The 24387-nt window shown below is 40.0% G+C and carries 21 protein-coding genes; 8 read left to right on the forward strand and 13 right to left on the reverse strand.

Annotation, left to right across the window (positions count from 1 at the left end; all coding sequences use genetic code 11):
- Positions 1-19: 19 nt before the first annotated feature.
- On the reverse strand, positions 20-1069 hold the full coding sequence (locus tag CWB77_RS01360) for a DUF3080 family protein (RefSeq protein WP_138620964.1): 1050 nt from the start codon (positions 1067-1069) through the stop codon (positions 20-22).
- Positions 1047-2402: an MATE family efflux transporter gene (locus tag CWB77_RS01365; RefSeq protein ID WP_054200745.1), complete on the reverse strand. Its 1356-nt coding sequence runs from the start codon at positions 2400-2402 to the stop codon at positions 1047-1049. Before CWB77_RS01365 ends, CWB77_RS01360 begins: the two co-directional genes overlap by 23 nt.
- Positions 2403-2592: 190 nt before the next feature.
- Here CWB77_RS01365 and CWB77_RS01370 point away from each other — a divergent pair, with 190 nt between their 5' ends.
- Positions 2593-3219 carry a riboflavin synthase gene (locus tag CWB77_RS01370; protein ID WP_054200746.1) on the forward strand — a complete coding sequence of 209 codons (627 nt, stop codon included), beginning with the start codon at positions 2593-2595 and terminating at the stop codon, positions 3217-3219.
- Here the strand turns inward: CWB77_RS01370 and CWB77_RS01375 are convergent.
- A complete protein-coding gene (locus CWB77_RS01375; RefSeq protein ID WP_008110120.1) occupies positions 3216-3419 on the reverse strand; it encodes a CPXCG motif-containing cysteine-rich protein in 204 nt (67 codons plus the stop codon). The two genes, CWB77_RS01370 and CWB77_RS01375, sit on opposite strands and share 4 nt — an antisense overlap.
- A 90-nt stretch (positions 3420-3509) precedes the next feature.
- Complete coding sequence (locus tag CWB77_RS01380; RefSeq protein WP_055011826.1) at positions 3510-4376, reverse strand: fructosamine kinase family protein; 867 nt, start codon at positions 4374-4376, stop codon at positions 3510-3512.
- Positions 4377-4497: 121 nt separating this feature from the next.
- On the opposite strand from CWB77_RS01380, the gene CWB77_RS01385 reads away from it, so the two are divergent.
- Positions 4498-5190 (forward strand): DUF445 domain-containing protein, encoded by a 693-nt coding sequence (locus tag CWB77_RS01385; protein ID WP_138620966.1) that lies wholly within the window; start codon positions 4498-4500, stop codon positions 5188-5190.
- 102 nt (positions 5191-5292) lie between these two features.
- On the opposite strand, the gene CWB77_RS01390 is transcribed toward CWB77_RS01385, so the two are convergent.
- Entirely contained in the window at positions 5293-5655 is a 363-nt protein-coding gene (locus CWB77_RS01390) for a DUF3718 domain-containing protein (protein WP_036984821.1), read from the reverse strand.
- 244 nt (positions 5656-5899) lie between these two features.
- Between CWB77_RS01390 and CWB77_RS01395 the strand changes: the two genes are divergently transcribed.
- From CWB77_RS01395 to CWB77_RS01405, 3 genes are all read left to right on the forward strand, one after another.
- The gene (locus CWB77_RS01395) at positions 5900-6685 is read left to right on the forward strand and encodes a hypothetical protein (protein ID WP_008110111.1); all 786 of its coding nucleotides are present in this window, start codon (positions 5900-5902) and stop codon (positions 6683-6685) included.
- A gap of 100 nt (positions 6686-6785) precedes the next feature.
- Positions 6786-8168: an amidohydrolase gene (locus CWB77_RS01400; RefSeq protein ID WP_138620968.1), complete on the forward strand. Its 1383-nt coding sequence runs from the start codon at positions 6786-6788 to the stop codon at positions 8166-8168.
- Positions 8169-8180: 12 nt separating this feature from the next.
- Positions 8181-9422, forward strand: a complete 1242-nt coding sequence (locus tag CWB77_RS01405) for an amidohydrolase family protein (RefSeq protein ID WP_138620970.1) — start codon at positions 8181-8183, stop codon at positions 9420-9422.
- Between the two features lie 95 nt (positions 9423-9517).
- Here CWB77_RS01405 and CWB77_RS01410 read toward each other — a convergent pair whose 3' ends face one another.
- Both CWB77_RS01410 and cspD read right to left on the reverse strand, forming a co-directional pair.
- On the reverse strand, positions 9518-11740 hold the full coding sequence (locus CWB77_RS01410; RefSeq protein WP_055011829.1) for an NADP-dependent isocitrate dehydrogenase: 2223 nt from the start codon (positions 11738-11740) through the stop codon (positions 9518-9520).
- A 453-nt stretch (positions 11741-12193) separates the two neighbouring features.
- A complete protein-coding gene (gene cspD / locus CWB77_RS01415) occupies positions 12194-12412 on the reverse strand; it encodes a cold shock domain-containing protein CspD (RefSeq protein WP_008110104.1) in 219 nt (72 codons plus the stop codon).
- 209 nt (positions 12413-12621) lie between these two features.
- On the opposite strand from cspD, the gene clpS reads away from it, so the two are divergent.
- Complete coding sequence (gene clpS / locus CWB77_RS01420; protein WP_008110102.1) at positions 12622-12930, forward strand: ATP-dependent Clp protease adapter ClpS; 309 nt, start codon at positions 12622-12624, stop codon at positions 12928-12930.
- Between the two features lie 68 nt (positions 12931-12998).
- On the forward strand, positions 12999-15260 hold the full coding sequence (clpA, locus tag CWB77_RS01425) for an ATP-dependent Clp protease ATP-binding subunit ClpA (RefSeq protein ID WP_008110100.1): 2262 nt from the start codon (positions 12999-13001) through the stop codon (positions 15258-15260).
- Between the two features lie 200 nt (positions 15261-15460).
- Here the strand turns inward: clpA and infA are convergent, their stop codons facing one another.
- The 5 genes from infA to trxB form a co-directional block, all read right to left on the reverse strand.
- Positions 15461-15679: a translation initiation factor IF-1 gene (gene infA, locus CWB77_RS01430; protein WP_002962494.1), complete on the reverse strand. Its 219-nt coding sequence runs from the start codon at positions 15677-15679 to the stop codon at positions 15461-15463.
- A 90-nt stretch (positions 15680-15769) separates the two neighbouring features.
- A complete protein-coding gene (locus CWB77_RS01435) occupies positions 15770-16474 on the reverse strand; it encodes an arginyltransferase (protein WP_010389715.1) in 705 nt (234 codons plus the stop codon).
- Positions 16467-17183 (reverse strand): leucyl/phenylalanyl-tRNA--protein transferase, encoded by a 717-nt coding sequence (gene aat / locus CWB77_RS01440; RefSeq protein WP_109874779.1) that lies wholly within the window; start codon positions 17181-17183, stop codon positions 16467-16469. The genes CWB77_RS01435 and aat overlap by 8 nt, the downstream gene beginning before the upstream one ends.
- A 180-nt stretch (positions 17184-17363) precedes the next feature.
- Positions 17364-20177 carry a bifunctional aconitate hydratase 2/2-methylisocitrate dehydratase gene (locus tag CWB77_RS01445; RefSeq protein WP_138620972.1) on the reverse strand — a complete coding sequence of 938 codons (2814 nt, stop codon included), beginning with the start codon at positions 20175-20177 and terminating at the stop codon, positions 17364-17366.
- A gap of 306 nt (positions 20178-20483) precedes the next feature.
- A complete protein-coding gene (gene trxB / locus CWB77_RS01450; RefSeq protein WP_138620974.1) occupies positions 20484-21434 on the reverse strand; it encodes a thioredoxin-disulfide reductase in 951 nt (316 codons plus the stop codon).
- Positions 21435-21710: 276 nt separating this feature from the next.
- On the opposite strand from trxB, the gene pssA reads away from it, so the two are divergent.
- Complete coding sequence (pssA, locus tag CWB77_RS01455) at positions 21711-23036, forward strand: CDP-diacylglycerol--serine O-phosphatidyltransferase (protein WP_055011831.1); 1326 nt, start codon at positions 21711-21713, stop codon at positions 23034-23036.
- A 118-nt stretch (positions 23037-23154) separates the two neighbouring features.
- Here pssA and ald read toward each other — a convergent pair whose 3' ends face one another.
- The gene (gene ald, locus CWB77_RS01460; RefSeq protein ID WP_138620976.1) at positions 23155-24276 is read right to left on the reverse strand and encodes an alanine dehydrogenase; all 1122 of its coding nucleotides are present in this window, start codon (positions 24274-24276) and stop codon (positions 23155-23157) included.
- Positions 24277-24387 lie beyond the last annotated feature (111 nt).

A 24387-nucleotide genomic window follows, 5' to 3' on the forward strand; every position in this document is an offset into this window, starting at 1 on the left:
TTATTTGCCGTTTTTTTATTCATATTGGGCTGATTTCACACGTTTTATAAAATTTTTGCCACCATACAACATGCTCTTTTGCTGACGATTTTAGCTGAGTAAGTAAGTTTTTTGCGTTTGGGTCAAGTAGGGCATTTACTTCTTCACTGCTTATTGCTTGATTAAACCACAGCTGCACATACAGCGGCTGCAATGTTTCTAAATAACCACTAAGCTGCGCTTGATAAGGCTGAATTTGTTTCAAATAATATTTATTGAATATATTACTGACAATTTTAGCTTGCTGCTTGTTTTTACCCTTTGGGCATATATCTTCAAGCGTTAAAGTATTTACAAACTGGGTTGCCGCATGATTTAAGCTAATTTGTTCACGCGCGGCTTGAATAAGTTGTTGGTTAAACTCGTATCTGTTAAGCGGCTCAAGCGCTGACAAAATATCATCACTGTTTATTGCCATACTATTTTGGTTTTCTATTAGCTGTTTTATGGTAGTTAGCTTTTTAAGCCCCTCAACTGTGTCGCTAAACCCAGCCGGTTGAGTGCTGAGCTCTTGGCCGGTTAGTTGCCAACTGCTGTTGAGCTCGGGTTCACTAAATAACATATTGTTGAAAAACTGAGTGAGCTGAGCTTGTTTTTGAGTTTTTGCCGCAGCAATTTTGTTGTAAATCTTGCTTTGTTTATCCAAGCTATTTAAACAGTTTTGCGCGCTTTGAATAAAATCTATTTGGTACTTCAACTGACTAGCAGCGGTGGCTGTTTTACCTAACTGATTATTATGCTCGCTTATTAAAACGTTCAGTTTACATTGGCTAATACCAGCAAGTTCAGTTATGCCAATTTTAATTGCTGGCTGTAAAGCTTCAACAGGCTCAATTAAAGTAAGTTGTTGTAGTGAGTTTGTGTTTTTTTTAGGAACTTGCAAAGTATTACTTAAGCGAGACAAATAGGTTTTATTTGCTTCACTGGGCTGCTCTGAGCAGCCAAAAAGTAAGATACAACACACTGCCAGTAACCATTTAAGTGGCAGTGTGGTAGTTATTGATTGATTAAGAGAGAATAAATGGTTCACGTTTAAATCGCCTATGCACTGTCAGCATCAGTAGTACAGCTGCAACTGATAATCCAACGATAATACCTATCCAAAAACCGTGAGGGCCCATTGCTGGCACTATTAAGTCTGTTCTTGCTAATACGTAGCCTAAACTAAAGCCGATTAACCAATAAGAGATAAAAGTGATATAAGAAATAGGCGCGGTATGCTTTAACCCTCTTAATATACCATTTGCAGCCACTTGTAATGCATCAGGAAGTTGATAAATACAGGCTAAAATCATAATTGATGAAGCAAGTGCGAGTACCGCAGGGCTATCGCTATAAAGCTCGCTAATCACATCGCGACCTATAAAAGTAATAAAAGCAATAAATAGAGCGATAATTGCCGCTAAAATATAACTTGTAGACACGGCTACTTTTAATTGATCTAAATGATTTTGCCCAAATAAATTACCAATTCGTATGCTAATTGCAATTGAGAGGCTAAGAGGCATCATAAATAATAATGCCGTAACACTGGCTGCAATTTGATGGCCAGATACGGCCACCGCACCTAAGTGCGCAATAAATAAAGGTATACAGGCAAACAAGGTTACTTCAAAAAAAGTGGCTAGTGATATAGGAATACCGAGTTTGGTAATAATACCTATGGTTTTAAAGTTAGGTTTTTCAAAGCCCGCTAATAAGCCTTTGGCGTCTACTTTTTTGCTGAGCTGGCAATAAGTCACCTGCGCAATGGCCATAACAGTAAATACGAGTGCGGTAGCAATACCACAACCCGCTCCGCCAAATGCTGGTAGGCCAAATAAGCCATTGATAAAAATATAATTGAGTGGAATGTTTACCGCAAGCCCCAGTAGGCTAATATAAAATGCAGGCTTGGTCATCCCCATGCCTTCAGTCATATTTCTATAAACGGTAAAAATTAAAAAGCCAAATACACCCCATTTAACAAAATGAATGTAGTCAAAAGCAAGTCCAGCAATTGCAGGGGTGGTATCTAGCTGTAAAATAACAGTATTGGCAAGCTGCGCTGCACTAAAACCAGCAATACTTAAAAGGAGTGTTAAATAAAGGGCTTGCTGAAAATAATGGCTGATGCCGTTACGATCTTTAGCACCAGCGAATTGTGCAATTACGCCCGTTAATGCTAATAAAATCCCTTGTATTGCTAATAAAATTGGGTTCCATATCCCCGTAGCAATTGATAAGGCTGCTAAATCGGTCGGACTCACTTGACCTGCCATAATGGTGTCAACCACAGACATTAATACTAAAGTTACTTGTGCTAAAAAAACGGGAACGGCAAGAGAAAGTAAACGTTTGGCTTCCCAACTACAAAAAGTCATAAAAAACAGCTATTCAGAAAAACATAGTCGCATTGTAATCTATTGTGATCTGCCAAGCTATGCTGGTGGTCGGTGTTTGTATTTAATTCATCTTGGTGGTGAAAATAACCATGAATAAGTGCTATTAAGTGAATGATTTTGTCTTTTGATACGTTAAACTAGCACTTTGTTAGAAATAGAAGCGATTTTTATGTTTACCGGTATTATTCAAACTCAAGCAACGGTAGTTTCTAAAACCCATGCACAGGGCGTATTACGCTTGGTAGTTTCTGTTAATGAGCAATACGTGAAGCATTTAGACTTAGGTGCCAGCATCGCTATAAATGGTTGCTGTTTGACTGTTGTGAAAGTAGAGCTAAGTAATCATGATGTGGTTGCTCAAGTGCATTTTGATGTTATTGACGAAACTCTGCAGCTAACTAATCTTGGGCAACTGGAATTGGGTAGTTTAGTTAATTACGAGCGTTCAGTGTCATTTGGTACTGAGTTGGGTGGGCATATTGTATCTGGACATATACATTGCACCGCAAAAATTGCGCAAATAGTGAAGTTAGAAAACAACTACAAAATACAGCTCAGCCTGCCACAAAAATGGCAAAAATATGTGCTATACAAAGGATTTGTATCTGTTAATGGTGCAAGTTTAACGGTGGGTAATATTGATGAGTTTGGCTTTTGGTTGCATTTAATTCCAGAAACACTCGATATAACTAATTTAGGTGAAGCCGTTGTGGGTGATGAGTTCAATATTGAAGTCGACCAGCAAACCTACACTATTATAAACACCGTTGAAAACTACATGCGCCAACATAGTTAAAATATTTGTTCGTCATCGCTGTCCACATGTAACTCTAACTTATTACTTGCATAATCTATATGCATGTTCAAGTGTATAAGGTTACAACAGGCACTGCATTCTTCATAGTAGTCTTGGTCGCCCATACTGGCATCGAGATCTAAATGAATATGGTGTCCACAATGTGGGCAGGCGATACGTTGTGATAAAAAGTCTTTCATAATAACACCTCATAAAAACTAAGTTTTTTTACGTGGGTAGCACACAACGAGCTAATAATAATTATAGTGCTTATATTTTGTTTACTACATTTATTTTAGTTTAATTAGTTTATCAACGTGGTCTTTAGCCTGATTTAGATAATGCCCCGCATAAATGTTGGCGTTGTTTAAAATAGGGTAAAGCTGGTAAACAAGCTTACGTTGCTCATAACCCTGAGCTAAAGGATATTGGTGATTGTAGGTACTATAAAACTCTTCAGGGAGGGGGGCATAAAGCTCACTCATAGCAATATCGACCTCCCGATCTCCGTAATAGCAGGCAGGGTCAAATAAGGTCGGAATGTTGTTTACAAAGCCCATATTACCGCGCCAAAAATCGCCATGTATTAGTGAGGGTAAAACATGATGATTATGCAGTTGCTCTTTTACTAAATTTATCAGTTGCTCGGGGTCTGCAAGTGCAATGCCTTTTTCAGCTAATAGCTGTAATTGCCAACCAATACGTTCTTCTGCAAAAAATACATCCCATTTTTTATGCCACTGATTAGGTTGAGGTGTTGAGCTTAAATAATTGTCGGTGTCAAAACCAAACATCGCTTGCTGGTGTTTTTGATGTAACATAGCAAGATGCTCCCCCATAGCTGACCAATGGGTATGGGGAAGCTCGTCAAGTGCAAGCCACTCTAATACAATAAAGGCGAATTCTATATTGGCCCCAGTTGTAATGCAGTCTGGCACCATAAATACACTGTTTTGAGTAAGCTGTTTTAAACCTTGAGCTTGAGCCTCAAAGCGTTCTAGTTCATGTTTTTGCGCAATTTTAACTAAGTAATTGTGCTTGCCATCGCTTAAGTGAAACAACTTATCGGTGGATGTATTTTGCAACTGACGTTTATGGGTGTGTTTAAAATCGTAATGGATAGCTTGGCTGATCTGTTGATTGATTGTTTTCCACATAACAATAGTCACCTTTTAAACCTATAAATAAACTATGGCAAAAAGAGATTAAATAAACAAATTAATCGGTGTAAAATTAAGACTATCAATTTCTGATACAAATCACTGAAATGGAATAAAAATGAATAAAAGTTTTATCACTAACTTATTAGCAGCGTGTTGTGTTGTTATTGGTTTTGTATTTGATCAAGCCATTGTACTTTCGGTGGGTTTATTTGCACTCTCTGGTGCGGTTACAAATTTACTCGCTATTCATATGCTGTTTGAAAAAGTACCGTTTTTATATGGATCAGGTGTAATTGCGCTTAAGTTTGAAAGCTTTAAAGTGGCTATAAGAAATTTAATACTTACGGAGTTCTTTTCTGAGCATAAAATAGACAAGCTTCTAAGTAAGGCACAGCCAACGATTGATTTTGAATCGGTAATTTATAAAGTAGATTTAAACCCTGCATTCGATAATTTGTTAGTGGTTATTGAGCAATCACAATTTGGTAGCATGCTTGCAATGTTTGGTGGCACTGAAGCCGTTGAGCCAATGCGAGAAAAGTTTATTGAAAAAATGCAATTATCGCTGGTGCAAATAAGCGACACCGACGATTTTAAAACGCTATTAAGCGATATGTTAACCCAAGGGAATAACGCGCAAAACCTACATAATACGGTTCTTAAGTTAGTGGATGAACGCTTAGATGAACTCACCCCTAAAATGGTAAAAGAAATAATTCAAACCATGATCCGCGAACACTTAGGCTGGCTCGTTGTGTGGGGTGGGGTATTTGGTGGCTTATTTGGTTTGTTGGCAGCGCTTATTTAATAATAAATACACGTTAAGCAGGTAATTAGATCCTGCTTAACGTGTTTGACTCGAGTAAATTAAACGCATTTAAAACTCACGATTTTTTAATTAGAACTCAGGTTATTTAGATCCCGCCATAATAACTACAAGCGGTTTATTTACTTTTGCTAAATCTCTTATTGACGTACTAGTAGATGCTTCAATATTTAAAAATTGTGCTGATTTATTTAAATCATACAGCGTTACAAAGTCACCTACTGATAAATCATTACAGAGTAATTTTTTGCTAATTACATGTTTATCTATACGTAGATCTTTCATTGTTCTGAGCAGTGTCAGTCTTTTGTTAGATGCAACGGCCATGCAAGCTTGGGTACCGGGTGATGAATCAGCGGCAACAAAAGTGGCCGCCATTACAGGTGCTGTTAATGTTGCTGCGCCCAATAATACAGTTGAATATAGAGTTGCTTTGAAAGAAATCATATTATTTGCCTCTTTGTTTATATGCAACTTAAGTATTGCTTAATGTAGCTGAAATGTTGTTAACTGAATGGGGTAAGCTGTAAGAAGATGTGTATATAAATCGTGCAATTTTGTAGGTGTATGAAAAGTTGTTCATAAATAATTTATTTTTGACACACTTTAGCGTTTTCCTACTGAAATATTTTTTCAGGCTGTTATTATCGCGCCCTAAATTTGTGGCATTTTATATTTTTGGAGCGCAATTGTGAATAAAACGTTAGCAAGTTACTACCAGCAAGCTTATGCGTGTGAGCAACAGCATTTTAACCAATGTTTTTATTGCGGCTGTGAGGCAACAGAGCGCGATCATTGCCCGCCATTGCATATGCTACAAAGTATTATTGATCTAGGTGAAGAAGCTGACTTTGTTGCCATTGCAGCTTGTTATGAATGCCATGCATTACTTCACAATGAGCGATTAATGACCATTGATGAGCGATTTAGCAAACTTAAAAAGAAGTTATCTAATAAGTATGCAAAGCCTTTGCGCGTTTATAACATGTGGGAAGAAAACGAGCTCGCTGACATGAGTGATGAATTTGCTCATAGTATTCAAGCGGGTATGAAACTCGGTAAAGAAGCGGCTGAGCGACTCGCTTTTACGGGGTTTAGTTATGCCACTGAAGAAGCACGTGTCACAGTGCGTGAAAAAACCAAAGAGTTTGATGTAGAAGGCACTGTATTTTACGACTTTAAAGAAGCGCTTAATTATTGCATTAATGTTTTAAAGGTACAAAAAAGTGATTTCTATAAAATTTTAGTGGAAGACTATCAAGGTGATTTTAATAAGGCATTGAGCCAATACAGACATCGCCATGATAAAGTCACAGCCGCAAAAGATGGTAATACATTGATTAAAGATTTTTCAAAATTACATAAGCAAAACTCAGATTTTGTAACCCGAACGGTTAAACACTTTATAAGTAAAGATCCATCGCTCACCACCGAAGGAGCTTTGGATAAGCTTTATAACAATTATATAAAAAAATAATTACAGAAACTCACCTTAAATAACCGCCTTTTCACCTGTTTTTTTAGCTTTATGCGTTTGCTTTCGCTAAAGTAGTAAAAAAACAGGAGAACCTAAAAACATGCAAAAATTTGCTCCCTCATTGTTAGCTGTTGGTTTAGCAGCAGCACTTGTTGGTTGCCAAGAAAGCGGCCCACAAGATCCAAAAGTAACCATTAATAAAAACCCATACCCAAGTACTTATCAGCCAGTAGCGACATCAAGCACCTTGATCACTAATGCAACGATATTAACAGGGACGGGTGAGCGTTTAGATGAAGCTGACGTACTGATTGTTGACGGTAAAGTGCAGCAAGTTGGCAAAGATTTAACCGCTAATGCAGACACCACTATTGACGCGCAAGGTAAATGGGTAACACCAGGCATTATTGACGTTCATTCACATTTAGGTGCTTATCCAAATCCATCGGTTGAGTCTCATCAAGATGGTAACGAAATGACCAGCCCTAATACGGCAGAAGTATGGGTTGAGCATTCAATATGGCCACAAGATCCAGGTTTTAATCGCGCACGTGAAGGCGGTATTACGTCATTACAAATTTTACCAGGTTCAGCTAATTTATTTGGTGGACGTGGCGTTACCCTTAAAAATGTACCGGCTCATACCATGCAAGGAATGAAATTTCCTGATGCGCCATACGGTTTAAAAATGGCCTGTGGTGAAAATCCTAAACGTGTTTACGGTCGAAAAGGTGTATTACCGATGACACGTATGGGTAATATGGCAGGTTATCGCACAGCATGGATTGGCGCTCAAGAATATAAGCGTGAGTGGGATAAATACGATGCTGATTACGCTGCGGGTAAAAACCCAGAAGCTCCACACCGAGATATTAAATACGATACATTACGCGGTGTTTTAGAAGGTGACGTTCGTATTCATAATCACTGCTACAAAGCAGAAGAAATGGCGATGATGATCGACCTTTCAAAAGAGTTTAATTATCATGCGGGCACATTCCATCACGGTATTGAAGCATACAAAATTGCTGATTTACTGGCTGAAAACGGCTCGTGTGCTGCACTTTGGCCAGACTGGTGGGGCTTTAAAATGGAAGCCTACGATATGGTGCAAGAGAACGTAGCTATTGTTGATGCCGTTAAAAACTCATGTGCCGTTGTGCACTCAGATTCTGACACGACGATTCAACGCTTAAACCAAGAAGCCGCTAAAGTAATGTACAGTGCAAACCAAAATGGGTTTGATATTTCTGAGCAGCATGCAATTAAGTGGATCACAGCTAACGCCGCTAAATCGTTAGGTATTGAAGATAAAACAGGCTCACTTGAAGCAGGCAAACAAGCTGATGTTGTTATTTGGAATCAAAGCCCGTTTAGTGTTTATGCAAAAGCAGAGCAAGTGTTTGTTGATGGTGCAAAAGTTTACGATAGAAACGATAGCGCATTCCAAGCACAAAGTGATTTTATGTTAGGTCAACAATAAGGAGCACCCAGAATGAAAAAATTATCACGTTCGTTTTCGCTTTCTCTGGTTGCTGCAGGGCTATTAGCATCGGGTACCGTGAGCGCAGAGTCACTGGCAATTATTAATGCAACTTTGCATACATCTTCAGATCAAGGTGTATTAGAAGGAGCTAGCATAGTTATGAATGATGGCAAAATCACTGCCATTAACCCTAGCGATTTTAAAGTTGACAAAGTTATTGATGCTCAAGGTCAAATAGTGACTCCAGGTTTTATAGCCAGTGTAAACCAGCTTGGCTTAGTTGAAGTAGGTGCGGTTGCCGGTTCTCGCGATGCAGGAGAAGACAAAGCGGGTATCGATTTTGATGCAAGCTTGGCATTTAATCCTCGTTCAAGCTTAATTGCTTATGCACGTAAAGGCGGTATTACTCGCGATTTGATCACCCCTTACGGTGGTGACAGCATATTTGCAGGCCTTGCAAGTGTTGTTGATTTAAGTGGTAGCTTCGAAAGCGTAAATAAAAAGCAAGCAGCATTAGTGGTTCATTTGGGTGAACGCAGCAAAGGCTCTCGTGCATTTACCTTGCAAACACTTATCAATAAGTTAGATGAGCATCAAACTAAAGCAAGTAAAGAAGCCAAAAAAGACGACGCTAAGCCAAGTGCTGAAGACACCATAATGGCTAAAGTACTAAAAGGCGATATGCCATTACTAATTAGTGTGTCGCGTTCGGCTGATATTGTTGAACTAATAAAAGTGAAACAGCAGTTTGGCGTAAACATTGTCCTTAATGGCGCTCAAGATGCCGTTGTAGTTAAAGATCGCATCGCTAAAGCAGGCATTCCTGTGATCATTAGTGCAATGGATAATTTACCAGGCAGCTTCGATTCATTGCATGCAAGCTTAAATAATGCCGGCATATTAGAAAAAGCCGGTGTTAAAGTGCTATTAACTGTGGGTGGCGATGCCAGTCACAATGTTTACCAGCTTCGCTACGATGCCGGTAACGCAGTGTCTTACGGTATGAGCCAACAAGGCGCGTTAAAGGCCATGACTTCGAATGTGGCTGATGTATTTGGTATTAATGCCGGTAGCCTAGAAGTAGGAAAAGCCGCTGATGTTGTTATGTGGAGTAACGACCCGTTTGAGCTGAGCAGTCACGTGAATAAAATGTTTATTAATGGGGTTGAGGTTAGTACTGAATCTCGCCAAGATAAACTGCGTGAGCGCTATACAACAGAGTCGAACATGCCACGCGCGTACACAAAATAAACTTTTAAAGTTGAATTTAAAAGGCCGCATTAGCGGCCTTTTTCTTAGGCACAAAAAAGGCGCTCTATGAGCGCCTTTTCATTCATTTAACTGATTTATACTAGTTTAGATAAAATCTCGTTAAATGTTGTGCTCGGACGCATTGCTTTGAAGGCTGCATCGTCATTTGGCTGGAAGTATCCGCCAATGTTCATTGCAGGACCCTGTGCATCGTTTAGCTCGCTAACAATTTGCTCTTTGTTGGTTTCAAGGTCGCTAGCAATTTGTGTAAATTGCGCTTTAAGCTCGCTATCTTCATTTTGCTTAGCAAGTTCTTGAGCCCAGAATAAAGATAAGAAGAAATGAGAACCACGGTTATCAATTTCTTTTACTTTACGTGAAGGCGACTTGTTTTCAGCTAAGAATGTACCCGTTGCTTTATCAAGCGTATCCGCAAGTACTTGTGCCTTGTTATTACCCGTTGTTGTACTTAGGTGTTCAAGTGACGCAGCAAGTGCTAAGAACTCACCTAAAGAATCCCAACGTAAGTGGTTTTCTTTTTCAAACTGTTGAACGTGCTTAGGAGCAGAACCACCCGCACCTGTTTCAAATAGACCACCGCCATTCATTAGTGGCACAATTGAAAGCATTTTAGCACTAGTGCCCAATTCTAAAATTGGGAATAAATCTGTTAGGTAATCACGTAACACGTTACCTGTTACAGAAATCGTGTCTTTACCTTCTTTGATGCGTGCTAGTGAGAATAAGGTTGCATCCATTGGCGATAAAATTTGAATATCTAGGCCAGCAGTGTCGTGTTCTGGCAGGTATTTATTCACTTTTTTGATTAGCTCAGCATCGTGTGCACGTTCTGCATCTAACCAGAAAATAGCCGGATTACCTGTTGCGCGAGCGCGGTTTACTGCAAGTTTAACCCAATCTTGAATTGGTGCATCTTTAACCTGACACATGCGCCAGATATCGCCTTGCTCAACACTGTGCTCAAGTAGGGTGTTGCCATTTGTGTCAACAACACGAATAGTACCGTCAGCTTTTGCTTCAAATGTTTTGTCATGTGAGCCGTACTCTTCCGCTTTTTGAGCCATAAGGCCAACGTTTGGTACGCTACCCATAGTCGTAGGATCAAAAGCACCGTGCTCTTTACAAAAATCAATCGTTGCTTGGTAAACGCCAGAGTAACAACGATCTGGAATTACAAAGCTTGTGTCTTGTAATTTATCGTCTTTATTCCACATTTGACCGCTTGAACGAATTGCAGCAGGCATAGAAGCATCGATGATCACATCACTTGGTACGTGTAAGTTTGTAATGCCACGATGAGAATCAACCATTGCGATAGCAGGGCGGTTAGCATAAACAGCTTGAATATCTGCTTCAATTTCTTCGCGCTTAGCGTCATCTAATGTTTGAATTTTAGAGTACACATCGCCTAAACCGTTGTTTACATCAACACCTAGCTCTTCAAAAAGTGCACCGTGTTTTGCAAAAACGTCTTTGTAGAATACTTTTACAGCGTGACCAAAGATGATTGGATCAGATACTTTCATCATGGTTGCTTTCATGTGAAGCGAAAATAACACGCCTTTTTCCTTAGCAGCATTAATTTCAGCTTCTAGGAATGCTTGTAATTTTGCAGCGCTAATACGTGATGCATCAATTACTTCACCAGCAAGTAATGGCGTGCTTTGCTTAAGTACAGTGATATCGCCATTAGCCGCTACGTGTTCAATACGAACATCCGTTGCTTCATCAACAGTTACTGATTGCTCAGAACCAAAGAAGTCACCTTCTTCCATACTTGCAACGTATGATTGTGAATCTTTGCTCCACGCGCCCATTGAATGTGGGTTATTACGTGCATACTCTTTCACTGAACCTGGTGCGCGACGGTCAGAGTTACCTTCACGAAGTACAGGGTTTACTGCGCTGCCTTTAATTTTATCGTAGGCTGCTTGAATCGCTTTTTCTTCATCGTTTTTAGGTTCTACAGGGTATTCTGGAAGTGCATAACCTTTTTCTTGAAGCTCTTTAATTACAGCGCGAAGTTGCGGAACTGATGCACTAATGTTCGGTAATTTAATGATGTTAGCTTCTGGTGTTTTTGCCATTTCGCCAAGCTCTGCAAGTGCATCACCAATGCGTTGTTCTTCTGTTAGGTAATCCGGGAAGCTCGCAATTACACGACCAGCTAATGAGATGTCGCGTGTTTCAACTTCAACACCTGCCGCATTTGTGTACGCTTGGATAATAGGTAACAACGAATAAGTTGCTAGTGCCGGAGCTTCGTCCGTTTTTGTATAGATAATTTTTGATGTCATCATCATTCCTAGATAGTAGGCCGCATTGGCCTAATTCAACAATGCAAAGAAATCATCGCTTAATACCTTATAAATAAAGCATTAGTATATGCAATGAGTAGTCTGTTAGGTGTTGGTACTCGTATAACCTAAACAAGGTGAGAATAATCACACCTGACGGACTAGTGTCTTTTATAACTGAAATTTATGTAATTACAAACTAGCCATTAGGCTAAAGTAATTACGTTTTACAGGATGAAGAGTGTAACAAGCTTGGCTAAAAAGGGCTAGGATTACGCGCCAAACGCCAGCAGTTAACCTCTAATACTGAAATTATTGGGGTAGATAAAATAAAATCAAGGAGCGGGGTTGAATTAACAAACAATGAAGCAATTTATATGTAAGTGGTTAGGGATATTTAGGGAATTAAGCGAGGATCTAAACAGGTCACTCGCTTTAGTCTCATATTTACAATTACTCTATAATATCGCCGTTAGGGGCTATATTAGTAGCGTGTAGACCTTTAGGGCCCTGTTGTAATTCGAAGGTAACATCTTGACCAGCTTTAAGCGTCTTGTATCCGTCCATTACAATAGTGGAGTAATGAGCAAAAATGTCGTTCTCGCAACCGTCTTCTACGATGAAACCAAAACCTTTGGCGTTGTTGAACCATTTGACTTTACCACAAGCCATACTTCTACATCCTTCTATAAGTTGACTAATTTAGTTATCCTAAACTGTATTGTTTGCTAGACTGACTAAGGTTTAATCAATCACCATTTGACTGTAGTTTATTTAAGCAACCAGTCAAGTGTTTTAGGTTATTTTTTAACATTTTATTTATTTTTTTATTCAAGTTTGCTTGAGTTACAAAGACAAGACTATATTTAATTATGAGTGGTATGAAAGATTCTGGTGTTATCGACACCGTTCGCGATAGTGAAAAGCAAAAGTTGCAGCCACCGCGAAAATATAAAGTTGTGTTAAACAACGATGATTACACGCCGATGGATTTTGTAATAGAGATCTTAATGACGTTTTTTAATATGGATAGCGATAGAGCAACTGATGTGATGCTGCAAATACATCAGCAAGGTAAGGGCATATGTGGTGTTTATAGCGCCGATGTAGCACATACTAAGGCTGAGCAAGTTAACCGCTACTCAAGGGATAACGAGCATCCACTGCTATGTAGTTGTGAGCAGGAATAAATACCACAAAGGTGAACTTTCATCTTTGAAGTGCGGTATAAAATTATTATCTCTGTAAGGGGTTGCCAATGCTAAATAAAGACTTAGAACTAACTTTGAACACTGCGTTTCGTGAAGCGCGTACACGTCGTCATGAGTTTATGACCGTAGAGCACCTTTTATTAGCTCTACTCGACAACCCATCAGCTGGAGAAGCGCTTAATGCGTGTGGTGTTGACGTTTCTGGATTAAAAACAGAGTTACTTGAATTTATTGATGAAACCACACCGGTTATTCCTGATTTAGAAGAAGAGCGCGAAACTCAACCAACACTTGGTTTTCAGCGGGTATTACAGCGCGCGGTATTTCATGTGCAATCTTCTGGCAAAAATGAAGTGACAGGCGTTAATGTGCTGGTCGCTATTTTTTCTGAGCAAGAAAGCCAAGCCGTGTACTTACTTAAAAAGAATGATATTTCTCGACTTGATATTGTTAACTTTATTTCTCATGGGATTGCCAAAGGTGACGACGAATTAGGCGATGATACCGACGATATTCATGAAGAGGTGCAAGAAGTAGCAAGCGAAGAAGCGAGTAAGCTCGACAGCTTTACAACTAACCTTAATATACACGCTAAAGAGGGTAATATTGACCCGCTTGTTGGCCGTGATAGTGAAGTAGAGCGCACAGTGCAAGTGCTGTGTCGTCGTAAAAAGAATAACCCATTACTGGTTGGTGAAGCCGGCGTAGGTAAAACTGCCATTGCCGAGGGCTTAGCCTATCGTATTGTTAACGAACAAGTGCCTGAAGTCATTGCAGATGCGGTTGTGTACTCTTTAGATATGGGCGCGTTACTTGCCGGTACCAAATACCGAGGCGATTTTGAAAAACGCTTTAAAAGTTTATTAAAAGAGTTACAAGCAAAACCAGGTTCAATTTTATTTATTGATGAAATTCACACCATTATTGGTGCAGGTGCTGCCTCAGGTGGGGTAATGGATGCCTCAAACTTAATTAAGCCGTTACTCTCAAGCGGGCAATTACGCTGCATGGGCTCTACCACTTACGGTGAGTACAAGAATATTTTTGAAAAAGACCGCGCCCTAGTTCGTCGTTTTCAAAAAATTGATGTGCTTGAACCTAGTGTTGAAGATACCACCAAAATTCTTAACGGCTTAAAAGATCGTTACGAAGCACACCACGGTATTCGTTATACGCAAAAAGCGTTAAAAGCAGCCGCTGAGCTAAGTGCCAAGTATATTAATGAGCGTCACTTACCTGATAAAGCGATTGACGTTATTGATGAAGCAGGCGCAAGCCAACGGCTACTGCCTACGTCCAAGCGTAAAAAAACCATTGGTGTATCTGATATTGAGATGATTGTGTCTAAAATGGCGCGTATTCCGCCTCAAAATGTGTCGTCGTCTGATAAAGAAACGCTGAAAAACTTAGACCGTAATTTAAAAATGTTGGTGTTTGGACAAGATCAATCCATTGATGCATTAACTTCTGCTATTCGCTTATCGCGCTCAGGTTTAGCAAACGAGAACAAACCGGTTGGTTCGTTCTTATTTGCAGGCCCAACAGGGGTAGGTAAAACAGAGGTTACCAAGCAATTAGCTAAATGCATGGGTGTTGAGTTTATTCGTTTTGATATGTCTGAATACGTTGAGCGCCATGCGGTGAGCCGTTTAATCGGTGCGCCTCCGGGTTATGTAGGTTTTGAACAAGGCGGCTTATTAACAGAAGCGGTGATCAAAAACCCACATGCAGTGGTATTGCTGGATGAAATTGAAAAAGCGCATCCTGATATCTACAACATTTTATTACAAGTTATGGATCACGGTACGCTAACAGATAATAACGGCCGAAAAGCTGACTTTAGAAACGTAGTAGTGGTGATGACCACCAATGCCGGCGTACAAGAAACCACGCGTAAGTCGATTGGTTTTAGTGAGCAAGATCACACACACGATGCAATGGGTGAAATTAACAAAGTATTTTCACCTGAATTTAGAAACCGCTTAGATAACATTATTTGGTTTAATCACCTCGAAAAAGAGGTTATTTTGCAAGTGGTTGATAAATTTGTTGTTGAGCTTCAAGCGCAACTGGATAAGAAGTCAGTTAACCTTGAGCTTACTTCTAAAGCTCGTGAGTGGTTGGCTGATAAAGGCTATGACAAAGCAATGGGCGCGCGTCCTATGGCGCGTGTTATCCAAGAAGATCTTAAAAAGCAATTGGCTAACGAAATACTGTTTGGTGAGCTAATTTCTGGCGGTACGGTAAAAGTATCGGTTAAAGATAAAAAACTGCGTTTTGATTACGAGAGTGACTTAACGCCAGCCTAACCTAAAAAAGTTAGCAATTTAAAAAGCCTGCTTTATGGAGGCTTTTTTATTTGCCAAAGAAATAGGCAACAAAAAACCCAGCAAAGGCTGGGTTTTTTGTTTATTAAATGTAATTACTGGCTACTACCATTAATTACATTTAATAAACGCTTAAAGCTAGCTTTCACTAGCCAAAAACTAAATCTCGTTTACGCACTTACTTAGCGAGCACGGAATACGATACGACCTTTCGATAAATCGTAAGGAGTCATTTCTACCGTTACTTTATCGCCGGTTAAAATACGGATATAGTTTTTGCGCATTTTACCTGAAATATGAGCCACAACTACGTGACCATTTTCTAGCTCAACTCGGAACATTGTATTTGGTAAAGTATCAAGGACTGTCCCTTGCATTTCGATTACGTCTTCTTTCGCCATGTTTAGCGTAACACCTCTTTAATAGTTAAACGCTGCAGATTTTGCCCAAAATACGCCAATAAGTAAAGGCGCAGGGGCTATTTTTGTAAATTAAATAGCCACCCACTGGTCATTGAGCTGTTTTTGGGCAGGTAAAAACTGGGTTTTATACTTCATTTTGTCGCATTCATCTATTTGATAGCCTAAATAAACAAACTGTTTGTGTTGCTGTTTAGCAAATTTAAGCTGCTGTAATATCATTACAGTCCCTAAACTGAAGTGTTCGTAGTCAGGGTCAAAAAATGTATAAATAGCGGAAATAGCGTTGTCCATACAATCAGTTACAGCAACGGCTACTAAGTTTTCTTGATCCCAAAGCTCTATAAAGGTGATGGTTAACCAGCTACAAAACAAAAAACTTTGAAATTGTGATTTATCAGGTGGATACATAGAACCGTCTTGATGACGTAAACTAATGTATTTACTGTAAAGTGGGTAGTATTGTTCGCGTTCAACCTGTGAATATTTTACCTCAAAGCGGTTTTTTGCTTTGTTAAGTTTACGTTTTTGCGATTTTGTCGGCATAAACTCATCAGCTAAAACGCGCACAGAACTACATGCGCTGCAAATAGGGCAGTGCGGACGGTAAATTTGGTTACCGCTGCGACGAAAGCCTAATCCTAATAATGATTCAAACTTGTTGCTGCTGTAACAACTTGGGTCGAGTATCACCAGCAGTTGTTCTTGGCGATCAGGTAAATAACTGCATTCAAACGGTTGGCTTAGGCCTATACGAGCCGGAAGTTGTTCATTCATATATCGCGATTAGCTCCTGTGGCTGCCACATACTGGCAGCTGGGGTGTAACACTGTGCTTTATTAAGTTTAGTTAAAAATTCTTCACGTGGAATCACGCTGGCACCTAACGACATTAAATAAGGATTTTCTAATTGGCAATCAATAAAATGCGCATCATGGCGCTTAAGCCAATTAACCAGCGCCCACATCGCCAGTTTGGAGCAATTTGTTTGATGATGAAACATTGATTCACCACAAAAAACGCCAGTTTGCATAATCCCATATAAGCCGCCTACAAGCTCTCCCTCACGCCATACCTCTAAACTATGAGCTAAGCCATTGTAATGCGCTTTTATGTACGCCTGTTGCATTTGCGGGGTGATCCAAGTGCCATCGGTATCAAGACGTTGATCGCGGCACGCTTCTATCACTTCTTCAAAGGCATGGTTAATAGTTACGGTGACCGGGTGCTTTTTTAAATGTTTTCGTAAGCTTTTACTAACATGAAAGTCATTAAGCTCAACAATACCGCGCTCACTCGGTGACCACCACATAATTGGCTCGTGTTCACTAAACCACGGAAAAATACCAGATAAATAGGCATTTTTTAACCGCGTTACCGATAAACATCCACCAATGGCAAGCAAACCATCTGGATCATCTAATGCATGGTTGGGATCAGGAAAAGCAAAGTGGCTTTGAGCGAGTTGATAAAGTTGTTTAGTCATAACACCGATTGAATAACTGCATGGTCAAGACAAAGTGTAACCTGTTGCTTTAAAATCACAAACCACAAATTATTGTGTTGTCCATAGGGTTGAGCAGGGCTTAAATTGCTGTTAGGTAAATTTTAGGCATAAAAAAAGCGCGTTAAAAAACGCGCTTAATTAAATGGTAAACTAATCGAATTAGCTAACCACTTTTACTGGTACAGCTTCACCTGCGTTGAACTTAGTTGTCATTGCTTCTTCAACAGGTGTAAACGATGTAAGGTCAATACCTTCAACCGCAGACTTATACTCTTCCATAGTCGGGAAACGACCAAGAACAGAAGATAGAACTACAACTGGCGTAGAACCTAGTAGTGATTCACCTTTTTTCTCAGATGTATCGGCTACTACACGGCCTTGGAAAAGACGTGTTGATGTTGCGATAACAGTATCACCTGGTTCTGCTTTTTCTTGGTTACCCATACATAGGTTACAACCAGGGCGTTCTAGGTATAAGATATTATCATACTTAGTACGTGCAGCCGTTTTTGGTTTTGCATCGTCAAATTCAAAACCTGCGTATTTAGCAAGAATATCCCAATCGCCTTCTGCTTTAAGCTCATCAACAATGTTGTATGTTGGTGGCGCAACAACTAATGGCGCTTTGAATGAGATAGAACCGTTTTTCTTCTCAAGGTTACGTAGCATGTGAGCAATAATTTTCATATCGCCTTTGTGAACCATACACGAACCAACAAAACCTAAATCAACAGGCTTGTCGTTGTAAAAAGAAACAGGGCGGATCACATCGTGAGTATAACGCTTAGAAACATCATCGTTATTAACGTCTGGATCGGCAATCATTGGCTCAACGATTTGGTCTAAATCAACCACAACTTCTGCGTGGTATTTAGCGTTGTCGTCTGGAGAAAGTGCTGGCTCTTCACCAGATTGAATACCTGCAATACGCTTGTCGGCTAAATCGATTAGACCTTGTAGCGTTTGTGCTTCGTTTTCCATACCTTTGTTGATCATGATTTGGATACGTGACTTAGCAAGTTCAATTGACTTAATTAACGTTTCATCATTTGAAATACAGATTGACGCTTTCGCTTTCATTTCTGCAGTCCAGTCAGTGAAGGTAAACGCTTGGTCAGCCATTAGGGTACCAATATGAACTTCAATGATACGACCTTGGAATACGTTTTCGCCGCCAAATTGCTTAAGCATTTGCGCTTGCGTTGCATGTACAACATCGCGGAAATCCATATGCTTAGCCATTTTGCCTTTAAACGTTACTTTAACTGAATCAGGAATCGGCATCGCTGATTCACCCGTTGCAAGTGCAACAGCAACAGTACCTGAATCGGCACCAAAGGCAACGCCTTTAGACATACGTGTATGCGAGTCACCACCAATGATGATAGCGCGATCATCAATTGTAATGTCGTTCAATACTTTGTGAATAACGTCAGTCATTGCATGGTAAACGCCTTTCGGGTCACGTGCAGTGATCAAACCAAACTTATTCATAAACGCCATTAGTTTAGGAATGTTTGCTTGTGCTTTGCTATCCCATACTGATGCTGTATGACAACCAGATTGATAGGCACCATCAACAAGAGGAGAAATCGTTGAAGCAGCCATTGCTTCTAATTCTTGTGCAGTCATTGGACCGGTTGTATCTTGCGAACCAACGATGTTCACTTTAACACGAACATTTGAGCCAGCGTGAAGTGGCGTATCTGATAGTACACCTACCGCGTTACGGTTAAAGATTTTTTCAACCGCTGTTAAGCCTTGGCCTTCGTGTGAAATTTCTTTTGAAGGTGCATAAACAAGCGGCGTTTCAATGCCAAGAGTTTCAGCAGCAAACGTTTGTAGTTTTTTACCGAATACAACTGCGTAAGAACCGCCAGCTCTCATGAATTCAACTTTTTGCGGTGTGAATGCTGATGAAATATCAACAAGCTCTTTATCACCGTTATAAAGCTTCTTCTCTTTAGTATTGATTGTTAGCACAGTACCAGTAGCAACAGAGTAGGCTTCTTCAAGCACAGCGTCACCATTTGCATCAGTTACTGTATTGCCGTCTGCATCTACTTTTTTAACCCAGTTTTTAAGGTCAAGACCAATACCGCCGGTTACATCAACCGTTGTTAAGAAGATTGGTGCAATACCGTTAGTACCTGCAACAACAGGTGCAATGTTGATGAAAGGAACGTATGGACTTGCTTGTTTACCAGCCCAAAGTGCTACGTTATTCACACCAGACATACGTGATGAACCAACGCCCATGGTGCCTTTTTCAGCAATAAGCATTACTTTAGCGTTAGGGTGTTTCTTTTGAAGGGCAACAATTTCTTGTTGTGCTTCTTCAGTGATCATGCACTTACCGTGTAATTCACGGTCGGCACGCGAGTGTGCTTGGTTACCTGGAGACAGTAAATCAGTTGAGATGTCGCCTTCACCAGCAATGTAAGTTACTACTTCGATTTTTTCTTCGATGTCAGGTAATTTTGTGAAGAATTCAGCTTTTGAGAAGCTCTCTAGTAATTCTTTAGCAATTGGGTTACCTGATTCGTAGGCCGCTTTAATGCGCTCCATATCTGCATCGTATAAGAATACCTGAGTTTTCAGTACTTCTGCAGCTTGTGCTGCGATTTTTGCGTCATCAGCAAAGGCTAAATCAATTAGCATTTCAATCGATGGGCCGCCTTTCATGTGTGAAAGTAGTTCGAATGCAAATTCTGGAGTGATCTCTGCAACGTGCTCTTCACCTAAAATGATTTCTTTTAGAAACTGTGCTTTAACGCCCGCAGCACTGGTTGTTCCAGGTAAAGTATTAAAAATAAAGAAATGCAGTGAATCTTTACGGTGTTCGTTATTAGTATCTTTAATTTGATTAATTATTTCTGATACTAGTTCAGCGCTATCGATTGGTTGTGGGCTTAACCCAAGCTCCGTTTTACGGGTTTGGATTTCTTCCATATATTTTGTATACAAACTCATAGAAAACTCTCGGTAATTTACTTGATATGAAGTTAAGCATTTTAACTGATTTTACAGTTTCTAGTAATGCCTAAATGAATAAAGCTTTTATTCCTGACGATAATTATAGCTAGTTTTACTTATATAATTTGACGGTATTTGTTGCTCACCCTTAGATCCTATCGTACCTGAGCCATTAACTGTATAAATAAGACTAATTTCAACTATAAGCTTAGTGAATGTTGGTGCGGATACAATTATCTCGGGCGTAATGTTTGGGCACAAAAAAGGGCTGAAAATTCAGCCCCGAAAGTATGCTATGTATGCTTATAGGTTATCTAAAAAGCGTTCTGCATCAAGTGCAGCCATACAGCCAGTACCCGCAGAGGTGATAGCTTGACGGTAAATATGATCAGACACATCACCGGCAGCAAATACGCCTGGCACACTTGTTTGAGTTGCATTACCGTTAAGACCAGATTCAACCACTAGGTAGCCGTCTTTCATTTCTAGCTGACCTTCAAACATATCGGTGTTTGGCTTATGGCCAATGGCAATGAACACACCCGCTAAATCAAGTTCTTCAGTAGCATCTGATGCCACATCTTTGATGCGAACGCCGGTCACACCCATTTGGTCACCAAGCACTTCATCAAGTGTACGGTTGTAGTGCATTACAACGTTACCGTTTGCTGCTTTTTCAGCAAGGCGGTCAGCAAGAATTTTTTCACTACGGAAACTATCACGACGGTGGATAACATGAACTTCATCAGCAATGTTAGACAGGTATAACGCTTCTTCAACAGCCGTATTACCACCACCAACAACCGCTACTTTTTGGCCTTTATAGAAAAACCCGTCACAGGTTGCACAAGCAGAAACACCACGACCTTGGAAATTAGTCTCAGACTCTAAGCCTAAATATTTAGCAGAGGCACCTGTTGCAATAATTAAAGCATCACATGTGTAAGTACCTTGGTCACCGGTTAGTGTGAAAGGGCGCTTAGATACGTCAACTTTGTTGATGTGGTCGAACACAATTTCAGTTTCAAAGCGTTCTGCATGCTCTTTCATACGATCCATTAATGCAGGGCCGGTTAAACCGTGTGCATCGCCAGGCCAGTTTTCAACTTCAGTGGTGGTTGTTAGCTGGCCACCTTGTTGAATACCTGTAATTAAAACAGGGTTTAAATTAGCACGTGCAGCGTAAACTGCGGCTGTGTAGCCTGCAGGGCCCGAACCTAAAATAAGTAACTTACAATGTTTTGCTTTAGTCATGATCTTTTCCTAAACGTTTAATACGGTTTTAATGCGCCCGATTCTAAGAAAAACAAGCAGGAAGTAAATAAAAGATGAGATTATTTTTTTTCGCAAATTCGGAAGCTGTTCATTAATGTGTACTAGCAAATGACTTACAAGCAGTGCTCGACTAATAAATAGACTGTTAGCCAATAAAACGACGTTAATTCATGACCAGCCTGATTTTTTTTGTTATCTTTTAACTAATTTTGATTTGTCACTGCTTAATTATGTGACCTAAGTGAATAGGCAACTATGTTATTTTGGCAAGAGAAACCCGCATTTGGGTTGACTTCAAAAGACGTTAACGTCTTAACCAATGCGCAAGAATACCGTACGCAATTGTTAGATTTAATTGCCAACGCAAAAAAACGAATTTATATCACCACACTTTACTTACAAGATGATGAAGCGGGTCGTGAAATATTAGCCGCACTACACAGTGCATCGTTAGCTAACCCTTCGCTTGAAATAAAAGTACTGGTTGATTTTCATCGCGCACAGCGTGGTTTAATTGGTGCAGAAAAGTCAGAGGGCAATGCAAGCTTATATTGCGACAGCTTAGAGAAGTTTAATTCAAACGTTCAAGTGTATGGTGTTCCCGTAAAAGCCAAAGAACTGTTTGGGGTATTGCATTTAAAAGGCTTTGTTATAGACGACACATTGCTATATAGCGGTGCCAGTTTAAATAATGTGTATTTGCAATATAGCGACCGATACCGACTTGATCGATACTTTTTAGTCTCGCAAAGCGAGTTATGTGACTCAGTAGTCGATTTTATCGAATCAACCTTATTGAGCTCTGAAGCGGTTCCAAGAATTGATCAACGACCGCTTAAACGCATGGCTGACTTTAAACTTGAACAAAAGCAACTTATGCGTGAGCTTAAATCGGCAAGCTATAAAAGTGCGCAACAATTGAATACTCATGCAATGGGCATTCGTTTGTTTTTGGGTTTAGGCCGTCGTAATAACGAACTTAATCGCTTAATCAAAGCGCTGTTTGATACTACCGAGCAAGAGTTGGTGTTATACACGCCGTATTTTAATTTTCCGGCTCCTTTAATGCGCTCTTTGCGTCGCTTATTAAAGCAAGGTAAACAAGTCACTATTGTGGTGGGCGATAAAACCGCAAACGATTTTTATCTGCCACCTAGTGAGCCGTTTAGTAAAATTGGTGCATTGCCCTATTTATACGAAACTATTTTGCATAAATTTGTAAAATCGCAAAAACGCCACATAGATAATGGCAACTTAAACGTTTACCTGTGGAAACATGAGAGTAACTCGTTCCATTTAAAAGGGATTTGTTGTGACCGTAAAGTGCATTTACTTAGCGGGCATAATTTAAATCCGCGTGCATGGGGGCTAGATATCGAAAATGGTATTCTGATAGAAGACCCTGAGCAAACGATAATGCGCGATATTGATAATGAACGCCAAGAAATTTTAAAACATTGTCGTCGTTTAACCGGTCCAGATGATTTAGAAACCATGAGTGATTACCCGCAGCCAGTGAAAAAGCTACTTGGTCAAGCTAAGCGCGTAAAAGTCGATTTTATTATTAAACGATTTATATAACACTTGGGTCTGTTGACCGCAGACTCTAAGATTTAGACACAAAAAAAGCAGCTAAGTTAGCTGCTTTTTTAATGCTTATACCTAATGATGACTTAGGTATAAGCGGTAACAATAATAGTTACGCGTTTTCTACTGCAGTGCGTGGGTCAACATATTCCATGTTGAACGCTTCAGCTACTTCTTTGTAAGTTACTTGGCCTTTAAGTACGTTTAAGCCTTTTAAGAAGTGAGCGTCATCTAGTAGTGCTTTTTTGTAACCTTTGTTTGCAAGGTTAATGATGAACGGTAATGTTGCATTATTAAGTGCAAACGTCGATGTACGTGGAACAGCACCAGGCATGTTAGCAACACAGTAGTGAACAACTTCATCAACAATGTATGTAGGATCAGCGTGCGTAGTTGCTTTAGAGGTTGCAATACAACCACCTTGGTCAATCGCAACATCAACAATAGCAGCACCTGGCTTCATTGCTTTAATGTGTTCAGCAGTCACTAGTTTAGGTGCAGCAGCACCTGGGATAAGCACGCCACCAATTACTAGGTCAGCTTCAAGTACGTGCTTTTCAAGCGCATCAGCTGTTGAGTAAATAGCTTTAACTTTGTTACCAAACTGTGCATCTAGAGCACGTAGTACGTCGATGTTACGGTCAAGTACAACAACCTCTGCACCTAAGCCAACCGCCATTTGTGCAGCGCTACGACCAACCATGCCGCCACCAATAACAACAACTTTAGCTGGCTCAACACCTGGTACACCACCTAGTAACATACCACGACCGTGGTTTGCTTTTTCTAGCGCTTGTGCACCTGCTTGAATAGACATACGGCCCGCTACTTCACTCATTGGTGCCAATAGTGGTAAACCGCCGCGTGCATCAGTCACTGTTTCATACGCAATACAGATTGCTTTACTTTTAACAAGGTCTTCAGTTTGTGGAAGATCCGGTGCAAGGTGAAGGTAAGTGAAAAGAATTTGGTCTTCACGTAACATTGCACGTTCAACAGCTTGTGGCTCTTTTACCTTGATGATCATTTCTGCTTTTGCAAAAACATCAGCAGCTGTTTCTAAAATTTCAGCACCTGCTTGAACATAATCATCATTTGTAAAACCAATGCCCATACCAGCGTTAGTTTCAACAATCACTTGGTGACCGTGATTTACAAGTTCGCGAACACTCGCAGGAACCATACCTACACGGTACTCATGGTTTTTAATTTCTTTAGGTACACCAATAATCATAATTTTGCCTTGTTAGAACGGGATAAAAATTTTTCACTATTATATTCATGCTAGGGTAGTGTGTCTCACCTTTTTTTAAGGTCTTTGTGGTGTTAGTATCTGTTAAATCGA

The sequence above is a fragment of the Pseudoalteromonas sp. S1610 genome (assembly GCF_005887465.1).
Lineage (GTDB): Bacteria > Pseudomonadota > Gammaproteobacteria > Enterobacterales > Alteromonadaceae > Pseudoalteromonas > Pseudoalteromonas undina.

Excerpts from the sequence above, each read along its gene's own strand:
- CWB77_RS01435 (WP_010389715.1), bottom strand. The coding sequence starts at position 16,474 with ATGAATGAACAACTTCCGGCTCGTATAGGCCTAAGCCAACCGTTTGAA.
- CWB77_RS01370 (WP_054200746.1), top strand. The coding sequence starts at position 2,593 with ATGTTTACCGGTATTATTCAAACTCAAGCAACGGTAGTTTCTAAAACC.
- CWB77_RS01380 (WP_055011826.1), bottom strand. The coding sequence starts at position 4,376 with ATGTGGAAAACAATCAATCAACAGATCAGCCAAGCTATCCATTACGAT.
- pssA (WP_055011831.1), top strand. The coding sequence starts at position 21,711 with ATGTTATTTTGGCAAGAGAAACCCGCATTTGGGTTGACTTCAAAAGAC.
- clpA (WP_008110100.1), top strand. The coding sequence starts at position 12,999 with ATGCTAAATAAAGACTTAGAACTAACTTTGAACACTGCGTTTCGTGAA.
- CWB77_RS01410 (WP_055011829.1), bottom strand. The coding sequence starts at position 11,740 with ATGACATCAAAAATTATCTATACAAAAACGGACGAAGCTCCGGCACTA.
- clpS (WP_008110102.1), top strand. The coding sequence starts at position 12,622 with ATGAAAGATTCTGGTGTTATCGACACCGTTCGCGATAGTGAAAAGCAA.
- CWB77_RS01375 (WP_008110120.1), bottom strand. The coding sequence starts at position 3,419 with ATGAAAGACTTTTTATCACAACGTATCGCCTGCCCACATTGTGGACAC.
- infA (WP_002962494.1), bottom strand. The coding sequence starts at position 15,679 with ATGGCGAAAGAAGACGTAATCGAAATGCAAGGGACAGTCCTTGATACT.
- CWB77_RS01390 (WP_036984821.1), bottom strand. The coding sequence starts at position 5,655 with ATGATTTCTTTCAAAGCAACTCTATATTCAACTGTATTATTGGGCGCA.
- cspD (WP_008110104.1), bottom strand. The coding sequence starts at position 12,412 with ATGGCTTGTGGTAAAGTCAAATGGTTCAACAACGCCAAAGGTTTTGGT.
- aat (WP_109874779.1), bottom strand. The coding sequence starts at position 17,183 with ATGACTAAACAACTTTATCAACTCGCTCAAAGCCACTTTGCTTTTCCT.
- trxB (WP_138620974.1), bottom strand. The coding sequence starts at position 21,434 with ATGACTAAAGCAAAACATTGTAAGTTACTTATTTTAGGTTCGGGCCCT.
- CWB77_RS01385 (WP_138620966.1), top strand. The coding sequence starts at position 4,498 with ATGAATAAAAGTTTTATCACTAACTTATTAGCAGCGTGTTGTGTTGTT.
- CWB77_RS01365 (WP_054200745.1), bottom strand. The coding sequence starts at position 2,402 with ATGACTTTTTGTAGTTGGGAAGCCAAACGTTTACTTTCTCTTGCCGTT.
- ald (WP_138620976.1), bottom strand. The coding sequence starts at position 24,276 with ATGATTATTGGTGTACCTAAAGAAATTAAAAACCATGAGTACCGTGTA.
- CWB77_RS01445 (WP_138620972.1), bottom strand. The coding sequence starts at position 20,177 with ATGAGTTTGTATACAAAATATATGGAAGAAATCCAAACCCGTAAAACG.
- CWB77_RS01405 (WP_138620970.1), top strand. The coding sequence starts at position 8,181 with ATGAAAAAATTATCACGTTCGTTTTCGCTTTCTCTGGTTGCTGCAGGG.
- CWB77_RS01400 (WP_138620968.1), top strand. The coding sequence starts at position 6,786 with ATGCAAAAATTTGCTCCCTCATTGTTAGCTGTTGGTTTAGCAGCAGCA.